Raw genomic sequence first — 20,615 nt, 5'->3', positions numbered from 1 at the left:
GGGATGGTTAGAATACCTGATGATAGAAATAGATTTGCCTATATCTTTAAATAGGCTGTAGCAATATTAACAATCGACTGTTGTCGGTTCCCGTTTTAAACGGATTATAATATTGGTCTGGTAGTTCAGTTGGTTAGAATACCTGCCTGTCACGCAGGGGGTCGCGAGTTCGAGTCTCGTCCAGACCGCAACTAAAATGTTGTGTTGAAGTATTAAATTTAGTTTAATACTTTGTGGTTTGATCCCGATAGCTATCGGGAAGACCGATGAGAAGCTTATCCATTAGGATGGGCTTTTTTTGTTTTTGGGTGTTACCACTCCTTTTACCTTAAATTTTTTGAAATTAAAAGGAGTCTTTTTAGGAGACTTTTCTTGTTTCTCAAAATTTTGGATAGCAATACATCGTTTTTAAAGTTCCCACATTCAGCTGAAATTGTTTTTTTTCAAAAAGGGTTTTACTATCTTCACGAGCCAAATTAAAAATATGATCTCAGAAATTATAAAGAACCGCCGCGCGGTTTTTCCTGCACAATACAACAATCAACCCATTTCCAAAGAAGAAGTTTTGGCCATACTTGAAAGCGCAAATTGGGCACCGACCCATAAACGCACAGAGCCTTGGCGCTTCAAGGTTTTTCACGGTCTTTCGCAAATTGGCCTTGGAAAATTTTTGGCTGAAACCTATAAAAATACTTCAGAAAAATTCTCGGAGAACACCTATAACAAGTTTATCGAAAATCCGGTTAAAGCCAAATGTGTAATAGTTATTTGCTTTCAAAGAGATCCAAAGGAAAGCTTGCCGGAATGGGAAGAGATCGCCTCAACCGCAATGGCAGTCCAAAATATGTGGCTCGCCGCTTCCGAAATGAAAATAGGGGGGTACTGGAGCTCACCGGGAATTATAAAATATATGGATAAGTTTGTCCAAATGGAAGAAGGAGAACGATGCCTAGGGTTTTTCTACTTGGGAAAATACGACGGCGAACTGCCCGAGGGAACCCGTAAAACCTCCATTGAAGAAAAAACTGTTTGGATGTAAGATTCAAAGTTCTGGATTTAGGATCCAAAGCACATACGTAAGACCTCACAGGTTTCAAAAACCTGTGGGGTCTTTTTTATTTAAAAATTTAACAACTAAAAAATTAGTTTGAACTAATTTTTTAGTTACATTTGAACACTGAACACTGAACACTGAACACTGAACACTGAACACTGAACACTGAACACTGAACACTGAACACTGAACACTGAACACTGAACACTGAACACTGAAACATGAAACAACTAACAAAAGCGGAAGAAGACATTATGCAGATCCTTTGGGATTTGGAGGAGGCCAATGTTGCTTCAATTATAGAGAAATTACCGGAGCCAAAACCGGCATATAATACCGTTTCTACGATCGTCCGGATTTTGGAGAGCAAGGATTTTGTAGATTACAGAAAGGAAGGGCGCGGCCACGTTTATTTCCCGAAAGTGAAGAAAACCGAATACAGCAATCAATCCTTAAACAAACTGATGGACGGCTATTTTCAAGGCTCCTTTAAAAGCATGGTTTCCTTTTTTATGAAGAAAAACGACATCAGCATCCAGGAAATGGAAGCTATTATGAAGGAAATTAATTCTGAAAAGACTGAAAAATGATACATGCCATTATACAAATACTCGTTTTTCAATTGCTGTTTTTGGCGGTATATGACCTCTTTCTGAAAAAGGAAACATTTTTCAATTTGAACAGGATTTATCTTTTATCGACCCCAATTTTGGCTTGCATTCTACCCTTCATTAGTATCGGTTTTTTTCAACAAAACATTCCACAGGAATATATATTTCAACTTCCCGCGATAATCCTTGGCGGCGAAACTTCGGATACAATTGCCAGTGGAAACACATTGTGGCAACCCAATTTGATGGGCGTTTGGATTTTCGGAATGGGTATCAGCGCGTTGGTTTTTTGTTGGAAATTGTACAAAATAAGTAGGCTGAAATTTATGGGAAACATGGAGAAATTTGCTAACTATAAATTGATTATCCTTCCCAAAACCGACACCGCTTTTTCCTTTTTCAACATCATATTTTTGGGCGAAAACATTTCCGAAGAAAGCAAGGCCAGCATCATTGCACACGAAAAAATACACATCCAACAAAGACATTCACTGGATCTGCTGTTTTTTGAAATGCTCCGCATCATCTTTTGGTTCAATCCTATGGTTTATTTGTTTCAAAATAGAATTGCCACACTTCACGAATTTATTGCGGATGCAAAAGTGACAATTCAAAAAGACAAAAAACAATACTATCAAAATTTACTTTCCGAAGTCTTCCAGACCGAAAAAATATCATTCATCAATACATTTTTCAATCAGTCATTAATCAAAAAACGAATCGTTATGTTACAAAAATCAAAATCTCAAAAAACCGCGCAGCTGAAGTATTTACTGTTAGTTCCGGCAATCTGCGGCATGTTAATTTACACCGCTTGCAGCAATGACCCAAAAGCAGAGGAAGCGCAAACTTCCCAACAGTCGGATTCCGAAGTGATGAACAAAATCAACGAACTGGCCGAAGCCATTATGAAAAAGGGCGAAATGACCCCCGAGGAGGAAAAGGCACTGAAATTGCTCACTACCGAAGCTCGGCCCGGCGATAAGGTTTACACCTCGGTGCAGGAATATTTGGATGAAACCACAGATGGAGGCGATTTACCCGTTCCGTTTGCCGCTATTGAAAAAGTGCCCGTTTTTCCCGGCTGCTCCGGATCCGATAACGAGGAGATGAAAAAATGCATGTCGCAAAAAATCGCCGAATTTGTAAATTCAAACTTCAACATCGGTTTGGGGAAAGAACTGGACTTAGAGGGCAGACAGCGCATCGCCGTCCAATTTAAAATTGACAAAACAGGAAGAATAACAGATGTGCGTGCCCGCGCCCCAAAACCGGAACTGGAGGCCGAAGCCGTTCGCGTAGTAAAATTGCTCCCACAAATGCAGCCGGGCGAGCAGAAAGGCGAAAAAGTGGGCGTGCTGTATTCCCTGCCCATTGTTTTTGACGTGGTGGAATGAAGAAATTAGTATTATTCTGTATTCTAATGTTTTCATTGCAGGCCGAAGCACAAAATACTTCGGCTTATGCCATTCCGCAAAAAGTGGATAGCCTTTACAAATTAGCCAAAGTATATGAGGCAAACGGCAATATTTCCAAAGCGCTCTATTGTTATGAAAGGGCAATTTCAGAAGAAAATGAAAATACGCAGTTGCAATTCGATTATGCAAAGCTATTGGCACAATCATCAAAATTTCGAATGGCAGACAGCATTTTTGAAAAGTTAACGGAAACTTTCCCGAACAATCCAAATTTTATATATCAACGCGCACTTATAAAAGAAGCCCAAAATGATTCCACGGCAATTGAGGAATACAAAAAAGTATATTTTTTGGATACAAACCATATCAATTCAGCCTATAAAATTGCCCGTAACTATATTGAAAACAGAAAATTTAAAGAATCCGAATCTTTTGTAAATAAAGGATTGTCTGCGGATAGCAACAGCGTTCGGTTCCTAAATCTGCTTGCTTTGAAACAGTTCTACACCAAAGATTGCCACGATGCCATTTCCACATATATTAAATTGATTGGTTTTGGGGAGAGCAATGTCCAGATTCACGAAAATTTGGCGTCCTGTTATTCCTATACAAATCAATTTGAAAAGGCATTGGCCCAGTATAAAATATTATTCGAAAAATTTGATGATAAAAACCCTAAGTGGCATATTGAAGTAGCCTCGTTATATAGAAGTTTAAAGGATTATAAGAAAGCTGAAAATCATTTAAATATTGCCATAGGACTTCAGGAAATCCCGCTATCGGAAAGTTATATGGAATTGGCAAAAAATTATAAGCGGCAAGGGAATTATAAAGATGAAATGAAGGCGTTAAAAAAGGCATTAATCAATAATCCAAAAAACGAATTAGCCTTGTATTTGCTGGCTGTATCGGCGGATAATTATTTCGCAGATAAAAAAGTAGTGCTGGATTTTTATGAAGATTATTTAAAGCATTATTCCGAAAATGGACGCATGTGGGAACTGGCAAAACAACGTGTAAGCGATTTAAAAAAGGAACTTCACTTTTCGGGACATTAACTTTTATACCAGACCTCCAAAGACCTATCAGGTTTTTTAAAACCCCAGAACCCGAAGGGTTCAAATATTTATAGCAACAAAACCCACAAATATATTCGACCCCATCGGGGTCGTACCCCAGACGGATTGTCTCTTTCTATACATATTTCATCCCTGCGGGATGATATTGTGCCAAACCGAGACTCCAAAGGTTTTCACTTATCCGCCGGAGGAGGAAAACCTTTGGGGTCTTTTTTAATAAACAACAACTTAGCTTTTCAAAGAATTAAGTTTCAGTAAATTTGTACCTTTCCCAGTAGAACATTTTTCTGAAATGAAGCACTTCTTTCTTTTTGTCGCATTCCTGCTGCTGGCAACTTCCTGCCAGTTTTTTGAGACCGAAAAAGTTTCTTCGGAAGAAATTTACAACCAAGAAATTAAAACCATCGATTGGAAAGATGTGGACCGCTACCCCTCTTTTTCGAACTGCGATAGCATTTTGGAAAAGCCCGAACAGAAAGATTGTTTTATAAATACCATCAGTTCACAACTCTATAAATCCATTAACCACGAAGGGATGGTTGCAACGCGCGAGGTTTACGATACCGTAAAAGTAAATTTTGAAGTGAGCAGCAAAGGCGAACTCGCTATTTTGGAAATAAAAATGGACACGGCTTTACAGCAAGAATTTCCAAATTTGGAAACGTGGCTTTTGCAGAGTATCGATTCGCTAAAGCCCGTGGCACCGGCCTATAAACGCGGAATTCCGGTAAAGACCCAATTCACGCTTCCCGTAATAATCAAAACCAATTGATTACAGATTGAATTTATAGCCAAGCGTAAAATCTACGGGAAACTCGTCGTTGCTTTCCACGTTTAAACCCACGATGTCGTTGTAACTAAAGGTTATGTAACCATTACCGACTTTGTAATCCGCCCCAATTCCGAAGGTTACGGGGGCATTGAAATCACTGCCTGATTCTTTATAAACCTGTGCCGGTCCGCCAAAGGGAATAACGGTATATTCCCTACTTGAAAAGGTGAGGGCCGCAAATTTTGCATTTACAAAAGCATCAAACTTTGGTGTTTTCACAAATTTAAACCGATAGTTCAAAGAAAACTGCGAAGCGGAATATTTATAGTCACTACTTTCAAAAGTCTGCTTAAAGCGCAATACCATGGCGTGTCTTTTCAGCTTTACGGCATCCACTAATTCTAAATCTATTCCAGCTACTGGCTGCAAGGCATTGGTAGGATTTTCGGTATAAATACTGTTGCTCATCCCTGCAAAGGCGCCAAGCCGAAAATCAAGTTGGACGGATTTTTTCTCCTCAACAAAATTGGGGTCTTTCTTTTTGTTGTACTCCACAAAAAAAGCGCTTAAACTGGGCAGGGTTAGTTTCACATTTTCTGTTGAAACTACGGCATCACTGGTTTGCTGCTTCAGCGTTTCCTTGTATTCCTCTTGGTAATCGCCGTTCTGTTTTGTGTTTTTCAATTCTTGAATGTCGTTTCCTTTTTTTGAAAAATAGCGGTATTCGCCGTCCACGGTATTCCAAAGCAACGTCAATGTGCCTTCCACTTCGGTATGCAAAGTATAGGTTTGGCCATCAACGGTGTATTGTTGCTGCGCCTGCAGCGTTCCTGCGGAAAGTAAAAGAAACAAAACGAAAAGGGAAAGGAGCGATTTCATAAGGGCACAATTTAAAGTAGGGCTAAGGTAAAAAATTAAATCAATTTATCATTGTTTTTCGAAGGTTCGCCCTTTCCAGGAATAGTTTCCTCGAAAACTTCCCAAGGTAACAATCAAAACAATGAGGGCATACATATAAGTTTGTAGCAAAAATTTCCAAAAGAAGAGCTTGTTGCCAAAAAGGGAAGCGGTTTGTTGAATCACTACGTAATCCACAATGATTTTTATGGCAATTAGCAGCAAATAAAAGCCAAGATTACCGGTATCGAAAATCATAAAAAAGGGAAATGCCAAAACGGAAAGATTCACTAAAAAAACAAGGATTCCCAAAAACATGGAAACCGGATTGTTCTGTTTTGTAGTTTTGGAAGCCCAACGGATCCGCTGGTTTATAACGGTTTTCCAAGTTTGTTGCGGTTTTGTGAAAACGATGGCCTCTTCTGACTTTAAAAATCGCACCCGTTTCGGAAATGCTTTTTTCAACTTTTCAAACAGAAAAATATCATCGCCGCTGGCAAGGTGGTCATTGCCCGAAAAACCGTTCACTTTTAGAAAAGCCTCCTTTTTATAGGCCAGATTGGCACCGTTGCAGAGCAGCGGATTGTTCAGTCCAAAACTGCCAATGGTCACCGCCTGCAGGCTCAAACCGTCCAATTGCTGGAAATTTTCGATAAAACTTCCGTTGGACTTATAAATAACGGGCCCGCAGACCATTACGGGATTACTTTTTTGAATAAAACCATCCAAAGTTTTCAACAAGTTTTTCGGAAGCTCACAATCTGCGTCGGTAGTTACAATCCATTCATAGTCTGAGTTTTTGATTGCTTTGGAAATGGCATCCTTTTTTGGGGAATTGGAGATGCGTTCGTTTTGGATCAGTTTTATTGAAAACCTGCTCTTTTCCATCGCTTCGGAAATAATTGCTTCGGAAATATCTTCGGAAGCATCGTTCACAAAAATAAGCTCAAACATTTCCGAAGGATATTTCAATCCATGTATGGTTTTCAAAAGATTTGGAAGATTCTCTGCTTCATTTCTAAAAGGAATTACAACACTGAAACGGGTTGCGGGTCTTATTTCTTTGGGCTTGTCCGCCATTTCGGAGGAAGAAAAAAAGCGAACATTTCTATAGCCCAAAACTATAAAAACCATACTGTAAAAGTATATGGCGAAAAGAATAAAAAAGCCCAGGATCATCGGGTGGTAGGTTGATAGGTGAGCACATAAAAACTTCCCAAAAGCGCCGGAAGCACAAAGTTGAAAATCCAAATTGTGAGTACGGTTGCCAAAACGGCAAATTCAGAAACGTTTACAAATGAAAACAGCCAAACGGCAACGCCTCCGCGGATTACAACGTCAAAAATGAAAAACGTTGGGACTATTGAAACGAGAAAATACATGGTGAAAATGAGGAGCATGGCGTCAAAAAAAGCGATTTCGGCACCAAAAAATTGCAACAATCCATAAAACATGCCGCTGAAAATTATGTAGCGAAACATGGAAAACAGCAGCACGTTTCGTTTTATTCGAAAAGGAATCTGTTTGAAAAATTGGAATACTTTTGAAAAGGAAAATCCCTTCATCAGCAATTCCTTTTCTTTAAAATAATAACCGATTGCGAAAAGCAAAATCACTCCAATCCCAAAATAACAGAGCGTTTTCACGGAATAGGCCACGTTGAAATTTCGAAGAAAGTACAGCAGCCCAAGTATTCCAAAAAGTGTTGTGACAAGCATTTGTGACCCGCTGGAAAAGAAATTGAGCAACAAAACCTTTTTCCGTTTTGAATTTTCAAAAAATAGGGCCTTCGCGCCATATTCGCCAATCCGGTTGGGCGTTGCCAATGAAACCGTTAGTGATGCAAGGCTTTGCTTCATTGCCGTTTGGAAATTCATTTTTTGGATTACGGAAACCAAACTTTGCCATTTCAGGATTTCAAAGTACCAATTTGCAGCGGCCAAAACCAAAAAGAGCAAAAGTAAATACCCCGAAACGCTGGCCTGAGCGGCGATTGTAGCTTTAAACTCTGAGAAACCCAACGATTTAGTATAGCTGATTTTATAAAAAATATACCCAAAAGTCAACCCAATAATCAAAACCTTGGCGGTGACGAGCAGATATTGTTTAGTTTTGTGGGAGATGGCAATCATGTTGCTAAAATACTAATTCCCCCGAAAGCGGGAATCCCATGAGTATGAAAACCGAAACAGAAAAAATAATTTTAGGAATTGACCCCGGAACCACCATTATGGGTTTCGGCCTTATAAAAGTGGTGGGCAAACAGATGCAGTTTATGCAACTGAACGAGCTGCAACTAAAAAAATATGATGACCATTACCTAAAACTGAAATTAATTTTTGAGCGTACCGTGGAGCTAATTGATACCCACAATCCCGACGAAATTGCCATTGAGGCACCCTTCTTCGGAAAGAATGTTCAATCCATGTTAAAACTCGGTAGAGCACAGGGCGTAGCAATGGCAGCGGGACTTTCGCGGCAAATTCCCATAACCGAATATTCCCCAAAAAAAATAAAAATGGCCATTACGGGCAACGGAAACGCCAGTAAGGAACAGGTTGCGAAAATGTTGCAGGGCCTTTTACAGTTGAAAGAATTGCCAAAAAACCTCGACAGTACCGACGGTTTGGCGGCTGCCGTTTGCCATTTTTACAATTCCGGAAAAATTGAGACCGGGAAAAGCTACACGGGTTGGGCAGCTTTTGTGAAACAGAATAGCCCCCCAACCCCCAAAGGGGGAGTGCTGAACGTGGATTTACGCAAAAAGAAATAGTTTTTTAAATTCCATAAAGCGTTGATTTTTAAACAAAAGCCTATTGCCGAAACCGATAAAAGCTCCCCCTTTGGGGGCGGGGGCGGCTTGTATATCCATATCCCTTTTTGCAAACAGGCGTGCCATTATTGCGATTTTCATTTTTCCACTTCCTTGAAGAAAAAAAGTGAATTGGTGAATGCGCTTTGCAAGGAATTGGTACTTCGGAAGGAGGAAATGGGGAGCGAAGTTGAAACCATCTACTTTGGAGGCGGCACGCCCAGTTTGCTTTCTTCCGAAGAATTGCAACAGATTTTTGAAACTATTTATTCAAATTTTAAGGTTTCAGAAAATGCAGAAATCACCCTCGAAGCCAACCCGGATGATTTAACCGCGACCCGAATTAACGAATTAACGAATTCACGCCTGCCCGCCGGGGCGGGGATTAACCGTCTATCCATCGGCATCCAATCCTTTTTTGAAGAAGATTTAAAGCTGATGAACCGTGCCCACAACGCTTCCGAAGCTTTGGAGTGTATAAAGGAAGCAAAGCAATATTTTGAAAACATCAGTATCGATTTAATTTACGGCATTCCCGGAATGGGCAACGAGCGGTGGAAAAAGAATCTTGAAATTGCCTTAAGTCTTGATGTGCCGCATCTTTCGTGTTATGCCTTGACGGTAGAGCCGAAAACCGCCTTAAAAAAATTCATCGAAAAAGGAATCGTGCCGCCCGTGGATGAGGAAGTAGCTAAACAGCATTACGAAATTTTACTTTCCGAAACCGAAAAAGCCGGGTTGGAGAACTATGAGTTTTCAAATTTTGGAAAACCCGGTTTCCATTCGCGAAACAATACCGCCTATTGGGAAGGCAAGCCGTATTTGGGCATCGGGCCGTCAGCGCACAGTTATGACGGAAAAAGTAGAAGCTGGAATGTGGCAAACAACACAAAATATATAAAAAGTATTGAAGACGGAATTCTTCCTTCCGAAATTGAAATTCTTTCAAAAGAGGACAAATACAATGAATATATAATGACGGGATTGCGTACCAAAAAAGGTGTTTCCTTGGAAAAGGTTGAAAGGGATTTCGGAAAAAATTATTTGGAATACCTGTTGAAACAAGCCGAAAACCCTATAAAAAACAACCTTTTAATCCTCGAAAACGGTACGCTGAAAATTTCAAAAAAAGGAAAATTTTTGAGCGATGGGATCGCGGCAGATTTGTTTTTCGTTTGAGACCTAACAGGTCTTAAAGACCTGTTAGGTCTGGGAATGTCGTATCTTTATTTTTTCAAAATTTGCGAATGAAAACTACAATTGAACATAAAGGAAAATCAATTAACATCGATCTTTCCAAACCGCTGGATATTTCAATTCCTCTTCAGGCTTCGGAAGAAAATCCGTTGGCGTGGTATCAAAACCAACCGATAATTGAGCCCGTAAAAATGGGCGATTGGACGGGTAAGGTTTCGGAAGGTGCTTCGGTAAATTTCAACAATGTGTTTTTCAATCCGCACGCCCACGGTACACATACGGAGTGTTTTGGACATATTTCAAAAGAATTTCATTCGGTAAACGAAGCCTTAAAAACCTTTTTCTTTTTGGCAGAAGTAATTTCAATAAAACCCAAAGCTCCCGCTCCTATGGAGAGGGCGGGGGGTGCGGACGAAATTATTTCCGAAGAAAGCATTTCCAAAGCCTTAAAAGGAAAAACGCCCGAAGCGATTGTAATTAGAACTCTTCCAAATTCTTCAATCAAAAGATCAAAGCACTGGTCCGATACCAATTGGCCATTTCTTCACGAAAAAGCGGCGTTGTTTTTACGGGAAATCGGCGTGAAACATTTGTTGATCGATCTTCCTTCCGTTGATAAAGAAAAGGACGAAGGTAAACTTTTGGCACACAAGGCTTTTTGGAATTTTCCACAAAACCCACGAGCGGATTGCACGATTACCGAGTTGATTTACGTTCCCGATTCCGTTGAAGACGGCAGCTATCTGCTCAATTTACAGATGGCTTCCTTTGAAAACGATGCCGCGCCCAGCAAACCGGTTCTCTATAAAATTTTATAAAATGAAGACAACTTTAAAAATTGAGGAATTGGCCCAATTTATCCTCGGAATTTTTCTCTTTTCACAATTAGACTATGCTTGGTGGTGGTTCCCCGCATTGTTGCTTACCCCAGATATTGGAATGATCGGATATTTGGTCAATTCAAAAATTGGCGCCTTCACGTACAATGTTTTTCATCACAAAGCAGTCGCGATTGCCATAGGTTTAACAGGATTTTATCTGAACAATTCTCTGTTAATTTTAATAGGCGTAATTTTGTTCTCACACGCTTCCTTCGACAGAATTTTTGGCTACGGATTGAAATATCCGGACAGTTTTAAAAACACACATTTGGGAAGCATCGGAAAATAATATTATGGAATATCTATTTATAGGTTTGGCCGTGGGCGCCATTGTGGCTTATTTCCTTTTCGCGCGTTTTGGCGGCGGAAAAAAAGAAAAGGTAAATACACAGTCCGTTATTTTGATGGAAAAAATCCGCAGCGTGTGTAAATTCATTACCGTGGAAGGCGATTTTTCTGAAATCTTCCATTATGAAAGTGTAAAGGACAAGTGGCTGAACTTGATTTTGGGGAAAAAGAAAGCCTTGATTCTGATTGAGGCCAAGGCACATATTGGTTTCGACCTTACAAAAGTGAAAATGCACGCGGACACCAAAACCAAGACTATTATTTTAACCAATTTCCCGCAACCCGAACTGCTCACCATTGAAACCGATTTTAAATATTACGACAAACGCGAGGGTTGGGCAAACCCCTTCACGGCAACAGATCTTACCGAAATAAACCAAGAAGCCAAAAAGCACATCGTTGACAAGATTCCCGAAAGCGGCCTTTTTGACGAAGCCTCCAAACAAGCCTTGGAAACCATCCAGCTAATGGAAAAGCTGGTGGAAACCATTAATTGGAAACTGGATTACACCTCGCTGCTGGTGCAGGAAACCCCAAAAAAGATAGCCTCAAAAAAATGAAATTCTTACCGCTCCAATTTTTTTTAGGTTTCTTTAAAAAATCTCCCCTTGAGGGGGGCAAGAGGGTATTTCCGTTCCTTTTTATAATATTGATTGGCACAAAAATTTTTGCCCAAGATTATGAACGGGCGGACGCCATAATTTCAATGTATCCGAACACTTTTGAAAATCCGGAGAAACTTTCAAAATTCATCGCCCGCGATTTTGCTTCGGAAAAGGATAAAGTGAGGGCAATCTACACGTGGATCATCCAAAACATTGCATACGATCCCGACGAGTACAAACGGTTTGATTACACCTTTACAAACTATCGCGAACGAAACGAAAAGGACGAAAAGCTTCGAGCAAAGATCATTCAGCGAACCCTCCAAAATGGCGTCGCCGTTTGTGAAGGCTATGCCATGCTTTTTGAAAAACTGTGCGAGCTGCAGGGAATAAAAAACTACTTGGTACGCGGCGATATAAAATCCAATTTTCCAGATATTGGAAGGCCTTTTAAACGAATCCATATGTGGAATGTAGCCACGATTGACGGTAAGTCCTATCTTTTTGATGCCACTTGGGGCGCTGGAAAATACAATGGCAAATTTATTGCGGAACCGAGCTATTTTTATTTTGAAACACCTCCCGAGCTTTTTATTAAAACGCATTATCCCGATATGTTTGAGGATGCCTTTTTGGATGAAAAGCTGAGCAAAAGCCAATTTTCGGAACTGCCGTTGATTATTGAGAAAAATCTGTTGCCAAAGGATATTGAATTCCCGACAAAGGGCGTTCTTTTTGAAGATGAATATTTTGACGCCATTCTGTTCTCCGTCAAAAACACAAACCCTGAAAAAATTGCATATTCTTATGGAACCGAGATAATTTCCGTGGAAGAAATTGAACGGGAAACGAACGGCATAAAATTTAACGTGCCTTTGACCATCGGGGCAAAAACCTTGCTCGTCTATTTTGACGGAAAGCCTGCCTTGGGGTATAGGATAAACTGAAACTTGCTGCAGGGCCCAAAGACCTTGTAGGCATAAATAGGAAAAATGAACATTGAGGAATTTCGAAATTATTGCATTTCAAAAAAAGGGGTTACCGAATCCTTCCCTTTTGGGGAAGAAACCCTCGTTTTTAAGGTAATGGGCAAAATGTTTGCCCTCACAGGCTTGGAAACACATCCCGCAACCGCAAACTTAAAGTGTGATCCCGAACGGGCCATCGAGCTTCGCGAAACGTATGACGGATTGATACTTCCCGGGTATCACATGAGCAAAGTCCACTGGAATACCGTACAATTGGAAAGGAATTTACCGCCCGAACTGGTTTTGGAATTGATAGACCACTCCTATGAATTGGTGGTAAAAAGTCTTACCAAAAAACTACAAGCAGAACTGAAAAAATCCTAAAGAGCCAAAAACCTCGCAGGTCTCAAAGACCTGCGAGGGTTATCATAAAGGTTTAACTTAAAACTATGCCCAACCCTTTCGATTTTTACAAATTACAGATTGAAATCCATTCCGAGGAACTTCAAAAAATAAAGCAAAAACTCGTGATTTCGAGCACTATTAGGCTTGTAGTGTTTTTGCTGGCCTGTATTGGGGTTTACTTTTTCCTGCCTGCCAGTGGCTATAGCTTCGGAAATGTGAAAATTTTGGTCGTTATTATCTTGGCGGCAATTGTGGCATTTGTTTATTTGGTTTCAAAACACAATGGTTTGCAATATGAACGGGATTTGAAAAGGAAGTTGATTGAACAAAATGAAACTGAGCTAGACGTCCTGAACCGTGTTTTCCATCATTTGCCTTCCGGCGAAAAATATAAGGATCCGCTCCATTTTTACAGTCAGGATATCGATCTTTTCGGGCGTGGTTCCTTTTTTCAATATGTGAACAGAACTGCCTTGGAAAGCGGAGCCAATCTTTTGGCGAAGATTTTCACTGAAAATGCAATCCACGCGATTCCAAAAAAACAAGAAGCCGTTAATGAGTTGGCGCTGATGCCCAAATGGCGACAACAGTTTTCAGCAATTGCTTCCTTGGTTAAAACAGAAGTATCCACAACCGAAGTAACCACGTGGCTAAAAAATTATAAAACCTTTGTCCCGAAATGGATCAAACCGGTTTCATTCGTATTTTCGGTTATTTCCGTTGGATTGATTGTCTTGAACTACCTTGATTTGGTTTCGGGCTACGCCACTGCGGGCTGGTTCTTTTTGGGGCTGGCAATCTCTGGAAAATATTTAAAAAAGGTAAACGATCTTTCTTCGCATACGTCAAAAATTCAAAGCACTTTTGAGCAGTTTCACAAATTGATCCTGGAGATTGAAAAGCAGGATTTTTCTTCAGAATTGCTTTCGGAAAAAAGGAATTCAGTGGTTAATGCTGAAATAAAAGCTTCGGCTATTTTGAAGAATTTTGCCAAGCATTTGGACGCTTTGGACCAACGCAGCAATATGCTCATTGGTATTATTGCCAATGGTTTTATGCTTCGCGATCTTCGGCAAAGCCACAACATTGAAGCTTGGATTGAAACGCATAAAGAAAGCGTTGCCGTGTGGTTTGACGTGATTACTTTTTTTGACTCATACAACAGTTTGGGAAATTTCAGCTTTAATCATCCCAACTATGTGTTTCCAAAGATAAATGATGATATTCCCGTCCTTAAAGTGAAAGGTGCCGGGCATCCATTGTTGAAAGAAGCAACGATGGTGCGGAATGATTTCCAGATAAATTCCGAAGAATTCTTTATCGTTACGGGAGCGAATATGGCGGGGAAAAGTACTTTTTTAAGAACCGTTTCCCTTCAGATTGTCATGGGAAATATTGGCTTACCCGTTTGTGCCGAAAAGGCGGAATACAACCCCATAAAACTCATTACAAGCATGAGAAGTACCGATAGCTTGACAGATGACGAATCCTACTTTTTCAGCGAATTGAAACGTCTGAAATTTATTGTTGACGAAATAAAAACAGACCGTTATTTTATCATTCTCGATGAAATTCTGAAAGGTACAAACAGCACCGACAAGGCTATCGGCTCCCGAAAATTTGTGGAAAAACTCGTTGCCAGCAATTCCACGGGAATCATCGCCACCCACGATTTAAGTCTGTGCGCTGCCGCGGAAGAACTTCCCGAAGTAAAAAATTATTTCTTCGATGCGCGAATAGAAAACGACGAACTCTTTTTCGACTACACCTTCAAACCCGGAATTTGCCAAAATATGAACGCCTCTTTTCTGCTGAAAAAAATGCAAATTGTAGATTGATTTTATAATTATCAGAAAAACAGTCATTTATAATTATTTTTTCTTTACTTTTAAAAAAGCTTTATTCCTTATGGATTCTTCACTTTAGCTTTTTTACTATCCTCACTTTGTCCCAAAGATTAAAACAGTAATCAATTTTAACATTTATACTAATTTAATTTTATGGAATTATGAAATGCCCAAGAACCAATTATTAATCAACGGAAGATGTACAGTAGGGCATTCCCTGCCAGTGCGGCAGGCTGGCTCTTCCTATTTAACAAATATTATATACAGATGAAAACAACCACCAACCTTAAGTTTATTGCAATGGCATCAATTATGTTTCTGTTGAATTTTAGTGTGTTCGCCCAGAATGAGGCGGAACGGCCTAAATACCTGTCAGTTACTACAATGCACTGGAACATGGATAAAGACGATTTCAGCATGGATGCTTGGAAGGCTATAGAAAAGGAATATTTGCAAAAAGTGGTCAGCAAGAACCAATACATTATTTCGGCGTCCTATTACACCCACCTTTTTTCTCCGGACAATTCCGAAGTGCTTTACGTACAGACCTATCCATCCTGGGAAGCTATGGAAAAAGCTGCCGAACGCGCCGAAGAGCTTGCCAAACAGGCTTGGCCCGACGAAACGGCCAGAGGGAAATTTTTTAAAAATCGCGACAGTTATATGGCAATATACCACTCCGACGAAATTTATGCTCCCATTGATGGCGCCAAGTTAATACCGCAGGATAACACAAAAGATTTAGTGCTTTACGTTCGCAAGACCCATTTTACCTTTCCAGAGGATGGTTCCCAAAAGGAATTTAACGAAATGCGGGCCGAAAATTTCGCAAAAGTCCTTTCAAAAAACGAATACATAAAAGGCTACTATCCCAATGTTCACGCTTGGGGAAGCGACAAAACCGAATTTATTGAAGCATTTTTCGTAGATTCTATGTGCGACATGGAAAAGATGTTTGATAAAAACAGTGAATTGATTGACCAAGCCTGGCCGGGAGATACCGGAAAACAGCGTGGGAAAAAATGGGGCAAATATTTTACGGGAATTCACGGTGATGCTGCCTATACTTTAGTGGCGGAACTTTCAAAATAAAACTTCACAAATTATACTTTTTTAGAAAAGGATGTTTTAAAAAAAGCATCCTTTTTTTATATTGAAGAAGGGTGTATTTTCGCGGCTTGGCTATTGTAAATATTAGCTTTTAATGGATTCAGTAACACAAATAGTTTTGGGTGCTGCCGTGGGCGAAGCGGTCTTGGGCAAAAAGATCGGTAACAAAGCCATGGCCTTGGGCGCGATTGCTGGAACAATTCCAGATTTGGACGTGCTTTCAAGCCATTTCACCGATACTGTTACCGCTTTGGAAATCCATCGTGGGTTTACGCATTCCATTGTTTTTGCAGTGGTTTTCGGTCTGCTTTTTGGATGGCTGCTTTCCCTTTGGGATAAACGGGCGAGTTTAAAGGAATGGTCGTGGTTTTGGTTTCTGTGTTTCGTTACACATCCGTTGCTCGACGCGCATACTACTTGGGGCACGCAACTTTTTTGGCCGTTGGATATTCGCTTGGCGTATAAGAATATTTTTGTAATCGATCCGCTTTATACGCTGCCGTTTTTGGTGTTTCTGATATTGGCGATGCTTCAAAAAAGGGGAAGCATCAAAAGAAGGAAATTCAATAATCTGGGATTGATCGTGAGCAGTGCCTATATGTTGCTTACGATAGTTCTGAAGGGAATCACCTATTCAAAATTTGAATCCGCTCTGAAAAAGCAAAAGATTGCCTATTCCGCTTTGGAAACAAAACCCAGCCCGCTGAACACGATTTTATGGACCGCAAATGTGGAAACCGACGATGCTTTTTTGATAGGCGATTATTCTTTTTTTGATACAAAACCCATTCGGTTTTATCCGCATCCGAAGAATCACGAAGCCCTTGGCGATTTAGCGGAATACGACAAAGTGCAACGCCTTATAAAAATCACCCAGGGTTGGTACACGGTTTCTGAAAAGGAAGAGGGAATTTATTTAAACGATTTGCGTTTCGGGATGATGAGCGTTGATCCGCAAGCGGAAAAGTATGCCTTCAGCTTTCTAATCGAAAAAACCGGAAACGAGGTAACCGTTACCGAAGAGGAAAAAGATACCCGCGATGCCAAAAAATTATTGGGCGATCTTTGGACGCGCATTAAAGGAAATTAACAACTCAAATCTGCAATAATCTTCCATTCGCCTTCAATCTTCCTAAAAATAATAAGGAAGACTCCGTTCGCATTTCCCGCAGCGCGAACCAAATGGAATTGGCCCATTACGTAATACGAATTGGCTTCAATTTTGGTGATTGCCTCAATTGTAAAACTCAACGTCCCGGTATATTCCTTTGAAGGATAGCCTTTTTTGTAATTTTCCAGCGTTTTTTGCCAGCCGCTTGTAACTCCTTTGCTGCCGTAGAATTTCAGGGAATCGCTTTTCCAATAACCTTGCATAAAACCTTCGAGGTCGTTGTTGTTCCAAGCGTTTTCCTGTGTTTTCAATACGGATAGGATTGCTTCTTTATCGGCGGCTTCGGTTTGGGAAATTACATTTAGTGTTGTAAGAAAACATAAAATTATAAGTAGTTTTTTCATAATAGATGGTTTTTGCTTTGCGTCCTCTGCGCCTCTGCGGTGGAAATTTTACCACAAAGGCGCAGAGAGCACGGAGTTTCTTTAAAATTTCAACATAAAATCTTCCCCAAAAACAATTTTCAGTCTAAAGAGAAGCTCTTCCGCATGCTCTTTGCTGAAAACCATTGGGGGTTTTATTTTTAGAACGTTGTGGTCGGGGCCGTCAATGCTCATCAAAATACCGAGTTGTTTCATTCTATTTGCCAGATAGGAAGCGTGTTCGGGCAGTGGATTTTTATTGGAATCATTCAATTCAAACCCCAAAAACAACCCCTCACCGCGTACGTCGCCAATAATTGGGAATTGCTTTTGAAGTGTTTTCAATTCGGCAATTAAAAAGCCCCCAACTTCCAAAGCATTTTGCTGCAGGTTTTCTTCTTCAATAACCTCCAAAACCGTCCTTCCAATGGCGCAGGAAACGGGATTCCCGCCAAAGGTGTTGAAATACTCCATTCCCGTGTTGAATTTTTCGGCAATTTCTTTGGTGCAAGCAACTACGGCAAGCGGATGCCCGTTTCCAGCAGGTTTGCCCATCGTTACAATATCCGGCTGTACGTCGTAAAGTTCGAACGCCCAAAAGGTTTTCCCCATGCGGCCAAAACCAGTTTGTACTTCATCGGCAATGCAGATACCGCCCGCTTCGCGAACCTGCTTGTAAACTTCCTTGAAATAGTTTTTCGGGGGAACAATTTGTCCGCCACAACTAATCATAGTTTCACCGATAAACCCTGCGATTTCTTTTCCTTCAGATTTTAAATTTTGAATGATTTCCGCGGCGTGATTGGCATAATCAATCCCACAATTTTCTCCGGAATATTTTCCTCGGAAGGAATCCGGCAACGGCAAAATGTGCGTTGTCCCAGGTTTTGGGAAACCGCCTTTGCCTTCAAATTTATAGGAGCTCACGTCCATTACCGCGTTTGTGTTCCCGTGGTAGCCTACTTCAATCGCCAGAATATCCTTGTTGCCCGTTACGGTTTTTGCCATTCGCAGCGCAAGTTCGTTGGCCTCGCTGCCCGAATTTACAATGTGAATAACCGATAAATGCGGCGGTAGTTTTTTCAGCAATGCTTCGGCATAGGCGATAATTTCTTCGTGCAGATAGCGCGTATTCGTATTCAAAACCGCCATTTGCCGTTGTCCTGCGGCAACCACTTTTGGGTGCTGATGGCCCACGTGGTTTACGTTGTTTACGGTATCCAGATATTTTCGGCCTTCAATATCAATTAAATAAACACCTTCGCCGCGCACGATGTGCAACGGTTTTTCATAGGAAAGACTCAAGCCTTTCCCGAGGTGTTCTTTTCTGAAACGAATCATTTTTTCTTCCGAATTCTTTGTTTCGGCGGTTTCCAATTCCTCTTCAAAAATAAAATTTGGGTTTGGGCAAATGCTTTTCCAAATTTCAACTTTTGAAGGCAATGCAACTCCGTTGAAATTTTCGTTATTGCCCAACAGATCCAAAACCAATTGAAAGTGAAGATGCGGTGCCCAATTGCCATTTTCAGATGGTTTGCCGATGTAAGCGATGCGGTCGCCCTGTTTTACCTTTTGCCCCACTTTTAAAATTTCCAACGACATTAGCGACAAATGGCCGTAGAGCGAGTAGAATTTTCCGCCTTTAAAAGTGTGCTCCAGGATGAGCATCGGGCCGTAATCCTTATCGTAATTGTTGTGATGGATTATTCTCACTTTTCCATCAAAGGGTGCGTGGACGGGGGTTTTGGCCGGTATCCAAAAATCGGTTCCCAAGTGGACGGTTCGGTATTGCGGGCCGTTGTTGCCTTCGCTTTTAAAAGCTTCGGTGGTGTAAAAAGGACGTGTTTCCAAATAACCGTTCAGCAGTAGGGTTTTGGGATGGTGTTTTCGGAATTGTTTCAGTTTGAATTCTGAAACCTCCGTATCGTTATATTCAGAAGGATTTCCGAGCAAAGTACTGCCAACGCTCATATCGAGATTTGTTATTTTTTTTGAAGCGAGGCTTGGGAACATCGTTTTTAACGGAACCCGATTGTTTTTTGCCCAGTTTTCGAACTTCTTTTGCAGGGGATGTGCGGAATATCCACAAGCGTTTCGGAAGGAATAATAGGCAAAATTTTCGTTCACGTTGAACCATTTCTCCAGCAATTCCCAAGCAGGTTTTTCGCTGATTACGAAATATTCCTCGTTTGGAAATTCCTCTTTTTTAAGGGAGGCGCTCGTAACGGTTGTAACGAGGCGCATTCCGACCAAAGTATATAAACATTGCAGTTCGTTTTCCGATAGTTTGTAGTGTTTGTTATACCCTTTTACAACTTCCAAAGCTGCTGTAAGCGGGTCGGGAAGGTTCATGGCGGCATACGCCAAAACTATGGCGAGGTCGTTGACGGTCTGGGTAAAAACCGCATCGCCAAAGTCAATCAGCGCCGTTACTTTCGGGTTTCGCAGATCGTCGGAGACCAAAATGTTATAATCGTTCACATCGGCGTGGACGATGCTTTTGGGAAGGGTTCTGTATTCCTTTTGAATTTCCACAAAACGATTTTGGAAATGCTGTACGATTTCCTTTTGCCTTCCAGAAAATCGATTGCTGTGTTCTGAGGTCCATGCTGTATTTGCCAGATCCCAATCCAGCTTTCTTTGGGCGGCGGGATGGTTAAAATCCTGCAATGCGTTTGTCAAACTTCCGACGGCCTCGCCCAAACTATTTCGCAAAGATTCGGTTTTTGGGTTTACCGTTGCCCAAAGCCTGCCGGGTAGCCAGGTTAATACGCTGGCGGTTTTGTTGTTTGGAAGTTCTGTAAGCAGGTTTCCTTCTTTATTTGGAATAACTTTGGAAAGGGAAGTATCTAAACTTTTTGTTGAAAGATGCTTTAGTATCGCTACTTGAAAATTTAGTTGCTCGCCATTTTCTTCGGAAGAAATTTTCAGAAGGAATTTTTCATCTGAAACTGTTTTTAAAAGAAAATTTTCGTCAACGTAGCCGTCAAGATTTGAGGCTTCGGCTGAAATATTATAATGGTCTTTGGCGATTTTTGATGCTTGGTCTGGGGTGGTTTTGGACATAGTTTACCGGAA

General features: G+C 40.8%; 20 protein-coding genes and 1 tRNA gene. 16 read left to right on the top strand and 5 right to left on the bottom strand.

Translation table 11 applies throughout. The features are described 5' to 3' along the window. Positions 1-114 precede the first annotated feature (114 nt). From POV26_RS11850 to POV26_RS11825, 6 genes are all read left to right on the top strand, one after another. Positions 115-188, top strand: a tRNA-Asp gene (locus POV26_RS11850). Positions 189-484: 296 nt separating this feature from the next. Continuing rightward, positions 485-1,039 carry a nitroreductase family protein gene (locus tag POV26_RS11845; RefSeq protein WP_272856685.1) on the top strand — a complete coding sequence of 185 codons (555 nt, stop codon included), beginning with the start codon at positions 485-487 and terminating at the stop codon, positions 1,037-1,039. A 236-nt stretch (positions 1,040-1,275) separates the two neighbouring features. After that, positions 1,276-1,644, top strand: a complete 369-nt coding sequence (locus tag POV26_RS11840) for a BlaI/MecI/CopY family transcriptional regulator (RefSeq protein ID WP_272856684.1) — start codon at positions 1,276-1,278, stop codon at positions 1,642-1,644. Beyond that, positions 1,641-3,062 (top strand): M56 family metallopeptidase, encoded by a 1,422-nt coding sequence (locus tag POV26_RS11835; RefSeq protein WP_272856683.1) that lies wholly within the window; start codon positions 1,641-1,643, stop codon positions 3,060-3,062. Before POV26_RS11840 ends, POV26_RS11835 begins: the two co-directional genes overlap by 4 nt. Next, the gene (locus tag POV26_RS11830; protein WP_272856682.1) at positions 3,059-4,141 is read left to right on the top strand and encodes a tetratricopeptide repeat protein; all 1,083 of its coding nucleotides are present in this window, start codon (positions 3,059-3,061) and stop codon (positions 4,139-4,141) included. Before POV26_RS11835 ends, POV26_RS11830 begins: the two co-directional genes overlap by 4 nt. A gap of 313 nt (positions 4,142-4,454) precedes the next feature. Further along, on the top strand, positions 4,455-4,934 hold the full coding sequence (locus POV26_RS11825; protein ID WP_272856681.1) for a hypothetical protein: 480 nt from the start codon (positions 4,455-4,457) through the stop codon (positions 4,932-4,934). Here the strand turns inward: POV26_RS11825 and POV26_RS11820 are convergent, their stop codons facing one another. Genes POV26_RS11820 through POV26_RS11810 form a run of 3 tightly spaced genes read right to left on the bottom strand, consistent with a single transcriptional unit; the run spans position 4,935 to position 7,963 of the window. Beyond that, a complete protein-coding gene (locus POV26_RS11820) occupies positions 4,935-5,813 on the bottom strand; it encodes a hypothetical protein (protein ID WP_272856680.1) in 879 nt (292 codons plus the stop codon). It lies immediately after the preceding gene. A gap of 48 nt (positions 5,814-5,861) precedes the next feature. Further along, complete coding sequence (locus POV26_RS11815) at positions 5,862-7,010, bottom strand: glycosyltransferase family 2 protein (RefSeq protein WP_272856679.1); 1,149 nt, start codon at positions 7,008-7,010, stop codon at positions 5,862-5,864. After that, a complete protein-coding gene (locus tag POV26_RS11810; RefSeq protein WP_272856678.1) occupies positions 7,007-7,963 on the bottom strand; it encodes a lysylphosphatidylglycerol synthase domain-containing protein in 957 nt (318 codons plus the stop codon). Before POV26_RS11810 ends, POV26_RS11815 begins: the two co-directional genes overlap by 4 nt. A gap of 44 nt (positions 7,964-8,007) precedes the next feature. On the opposite strand from POV26_RS11810, the gene ruvC reads away from it, so the two are divergent. From ruvC to POV26_RS11760, 10 genes are all read left to right on the top strand, one after another. After that, a complete protein-coding gene (gene ruvC / locus POV26_RS11805) occupies positions 8,008-8,604 on the top strand; it encodes a crossover junction endodeoxyribonuclease RuvC (protein ID WP_272856677.1) in 597 nt (198 codons plus the stop codon). Between the two features lie 24 nt (positions 8,605-8,628). Further along, entirely contained in the window at positions 8,629-9,822 is a 1,194-nt protein-coding gene (gene hemW / locus POV26_RS11800) for a radical SAM family heme chaperone HemW (RefSeq protein WP_272856686.1), read from the top strand. A 68-nt stretch (positions 9,823-9,890) separates the two neighbouring features. Then, entirely contained in the window at positions 9,891-10,658 is a 768-nt protein-coding gene (locus POV26_RS11795) for a cyclase family protein (protein ID WP_272856676.1), read from the top strand. A 1-nt stretch (position 10,659) separates the two neighbouring features. Beyond that, a complete protein-coding gene (locus POV26_RS11790) occupies positions 10,660-11,010 on the top strand; it encodes a DUF4260 domain-containing protein (RefSeq protein WP_272856675.1) in 351 nt (116 codons plus the stop codon). Between the two features lie 4 nt (positions 11,011-11,014). Continuing rightward, the gene (locus POV26_RS11785) at positions 11,015-11,629 is read left to right on the top strand and encodes a DUF4230 domain-containing protein (RefSeq protein ID WP_272856674.1); all 615 of its coding nucleotides are present in this window, start codon (positions 11,015-11,017) and stop codon (positions 11,627-11,629) included. Positions 11,630-11,718: 89 nt separating this feature from the next. Further along, positions 11,719-12,621 carry a transglutaminase domain-containing protein gene (locus tag POV26_RS11780; protein WP_272856673.1) on the top strand — a complete coding sequence of 301 codons (903 nt, stop codon included), beginning with the start codon at positions 11,719-11,721 and terminating at the stop codon, positions 12,619-12,621. 45 nt (positions 12,622-12,666) lie between these two features. Further along, the gene (locus POV26_RS11775) at positions 12,667-13,026 is read left to right on the top strand and encodes an MmcQ/YjbR family DNA-binding protein (RefSeq protein ID WP_272856672.1); all 360 of its coding nucleotides are present in this window, start codon (positions 12,667-12,669) and stop codon (positions 13,024-13,026) included. A 65-nt stretch (positions 13,027-13,091) separates the two neighbouring features. Next, a complete protein-coding gene (locus POV26_RS11770; protein ID WP_272856671.1) occupies positions 13,092-14,885 on the top strand; it encodes a MutS-related protein in 1,794 nt (597 codons plus the stop codon). Positions 14,886-15,161: 276 nt separating this feature from the next. Continuing rightward, positions 15,162-15,986 (top strand): hypothetical protein, encoded by an 825-nt coding sequence (locus POV26_RS11765; protein WP_272856670.1) that lies wholly within the window; start codon positions 15,162-15,164, stop codon positions 15,984-15,986. A gap of 112 nt (positions 15,987-16,098) precedes the next feature. Then, complete coding sequence (locus POV26_RS11760; protein ID WP_272856669.1) at positions 16,099-17,094, top strand: metal-dependent hydrolase; 996 nt, start codon at positions 16,099-16,101, stop codon at positions 17,092-17,094. Here the strand turns inward: POV26_RS11760 and POV26_RS11755 are convergent. Next, the gene (locus tag POV26_RS11755) at positions 17,091-17,519 is read right to left on the bottom strand and encodes a YybH family protein (protein WP_272856668.1); all 429 of its coding nucleotides are present in this window, start codon (positions 17,517-17,519) and stop codon (positions 17,091-17,093) included. The two genes, POV26_RS11760 and POV26_RS11755, sit on opposite strands and share 4 nt — an antisense overlap. 81 nt (positions 17,520-17,600) lie before the next feature. After that, the gene (locus tag POV26_RS11750) at positions 17,601-20,603 is read right to left on the bottom strand and encodes an aminotransferase class III-fold pyridoxal phosphate-dependent enzyme (RefSeq protein ID WP_272856667.1); all 3,003 of its coding nucleotides are present in this window, start codon (positions 20,601-20,603) and stop codon (positions 17,601-17,603) included. Between the last annotated feature and the right edge of the window lie 12 nt (positions 20,604-20,615).

The sequence above is a fragment of the Aequorivita todarodis genome (assembly GCF_028561335.1).
Classification (GTDB): Bacteria; Bacteroidota; Bacteroidia; order Flavobacteriales; family Flavobacteriaceae; genus Aequorivita; species Aequorivita todarodis.
This window is presented reverse-complemented; position numbering and strand designations above follow the sequence as displayed.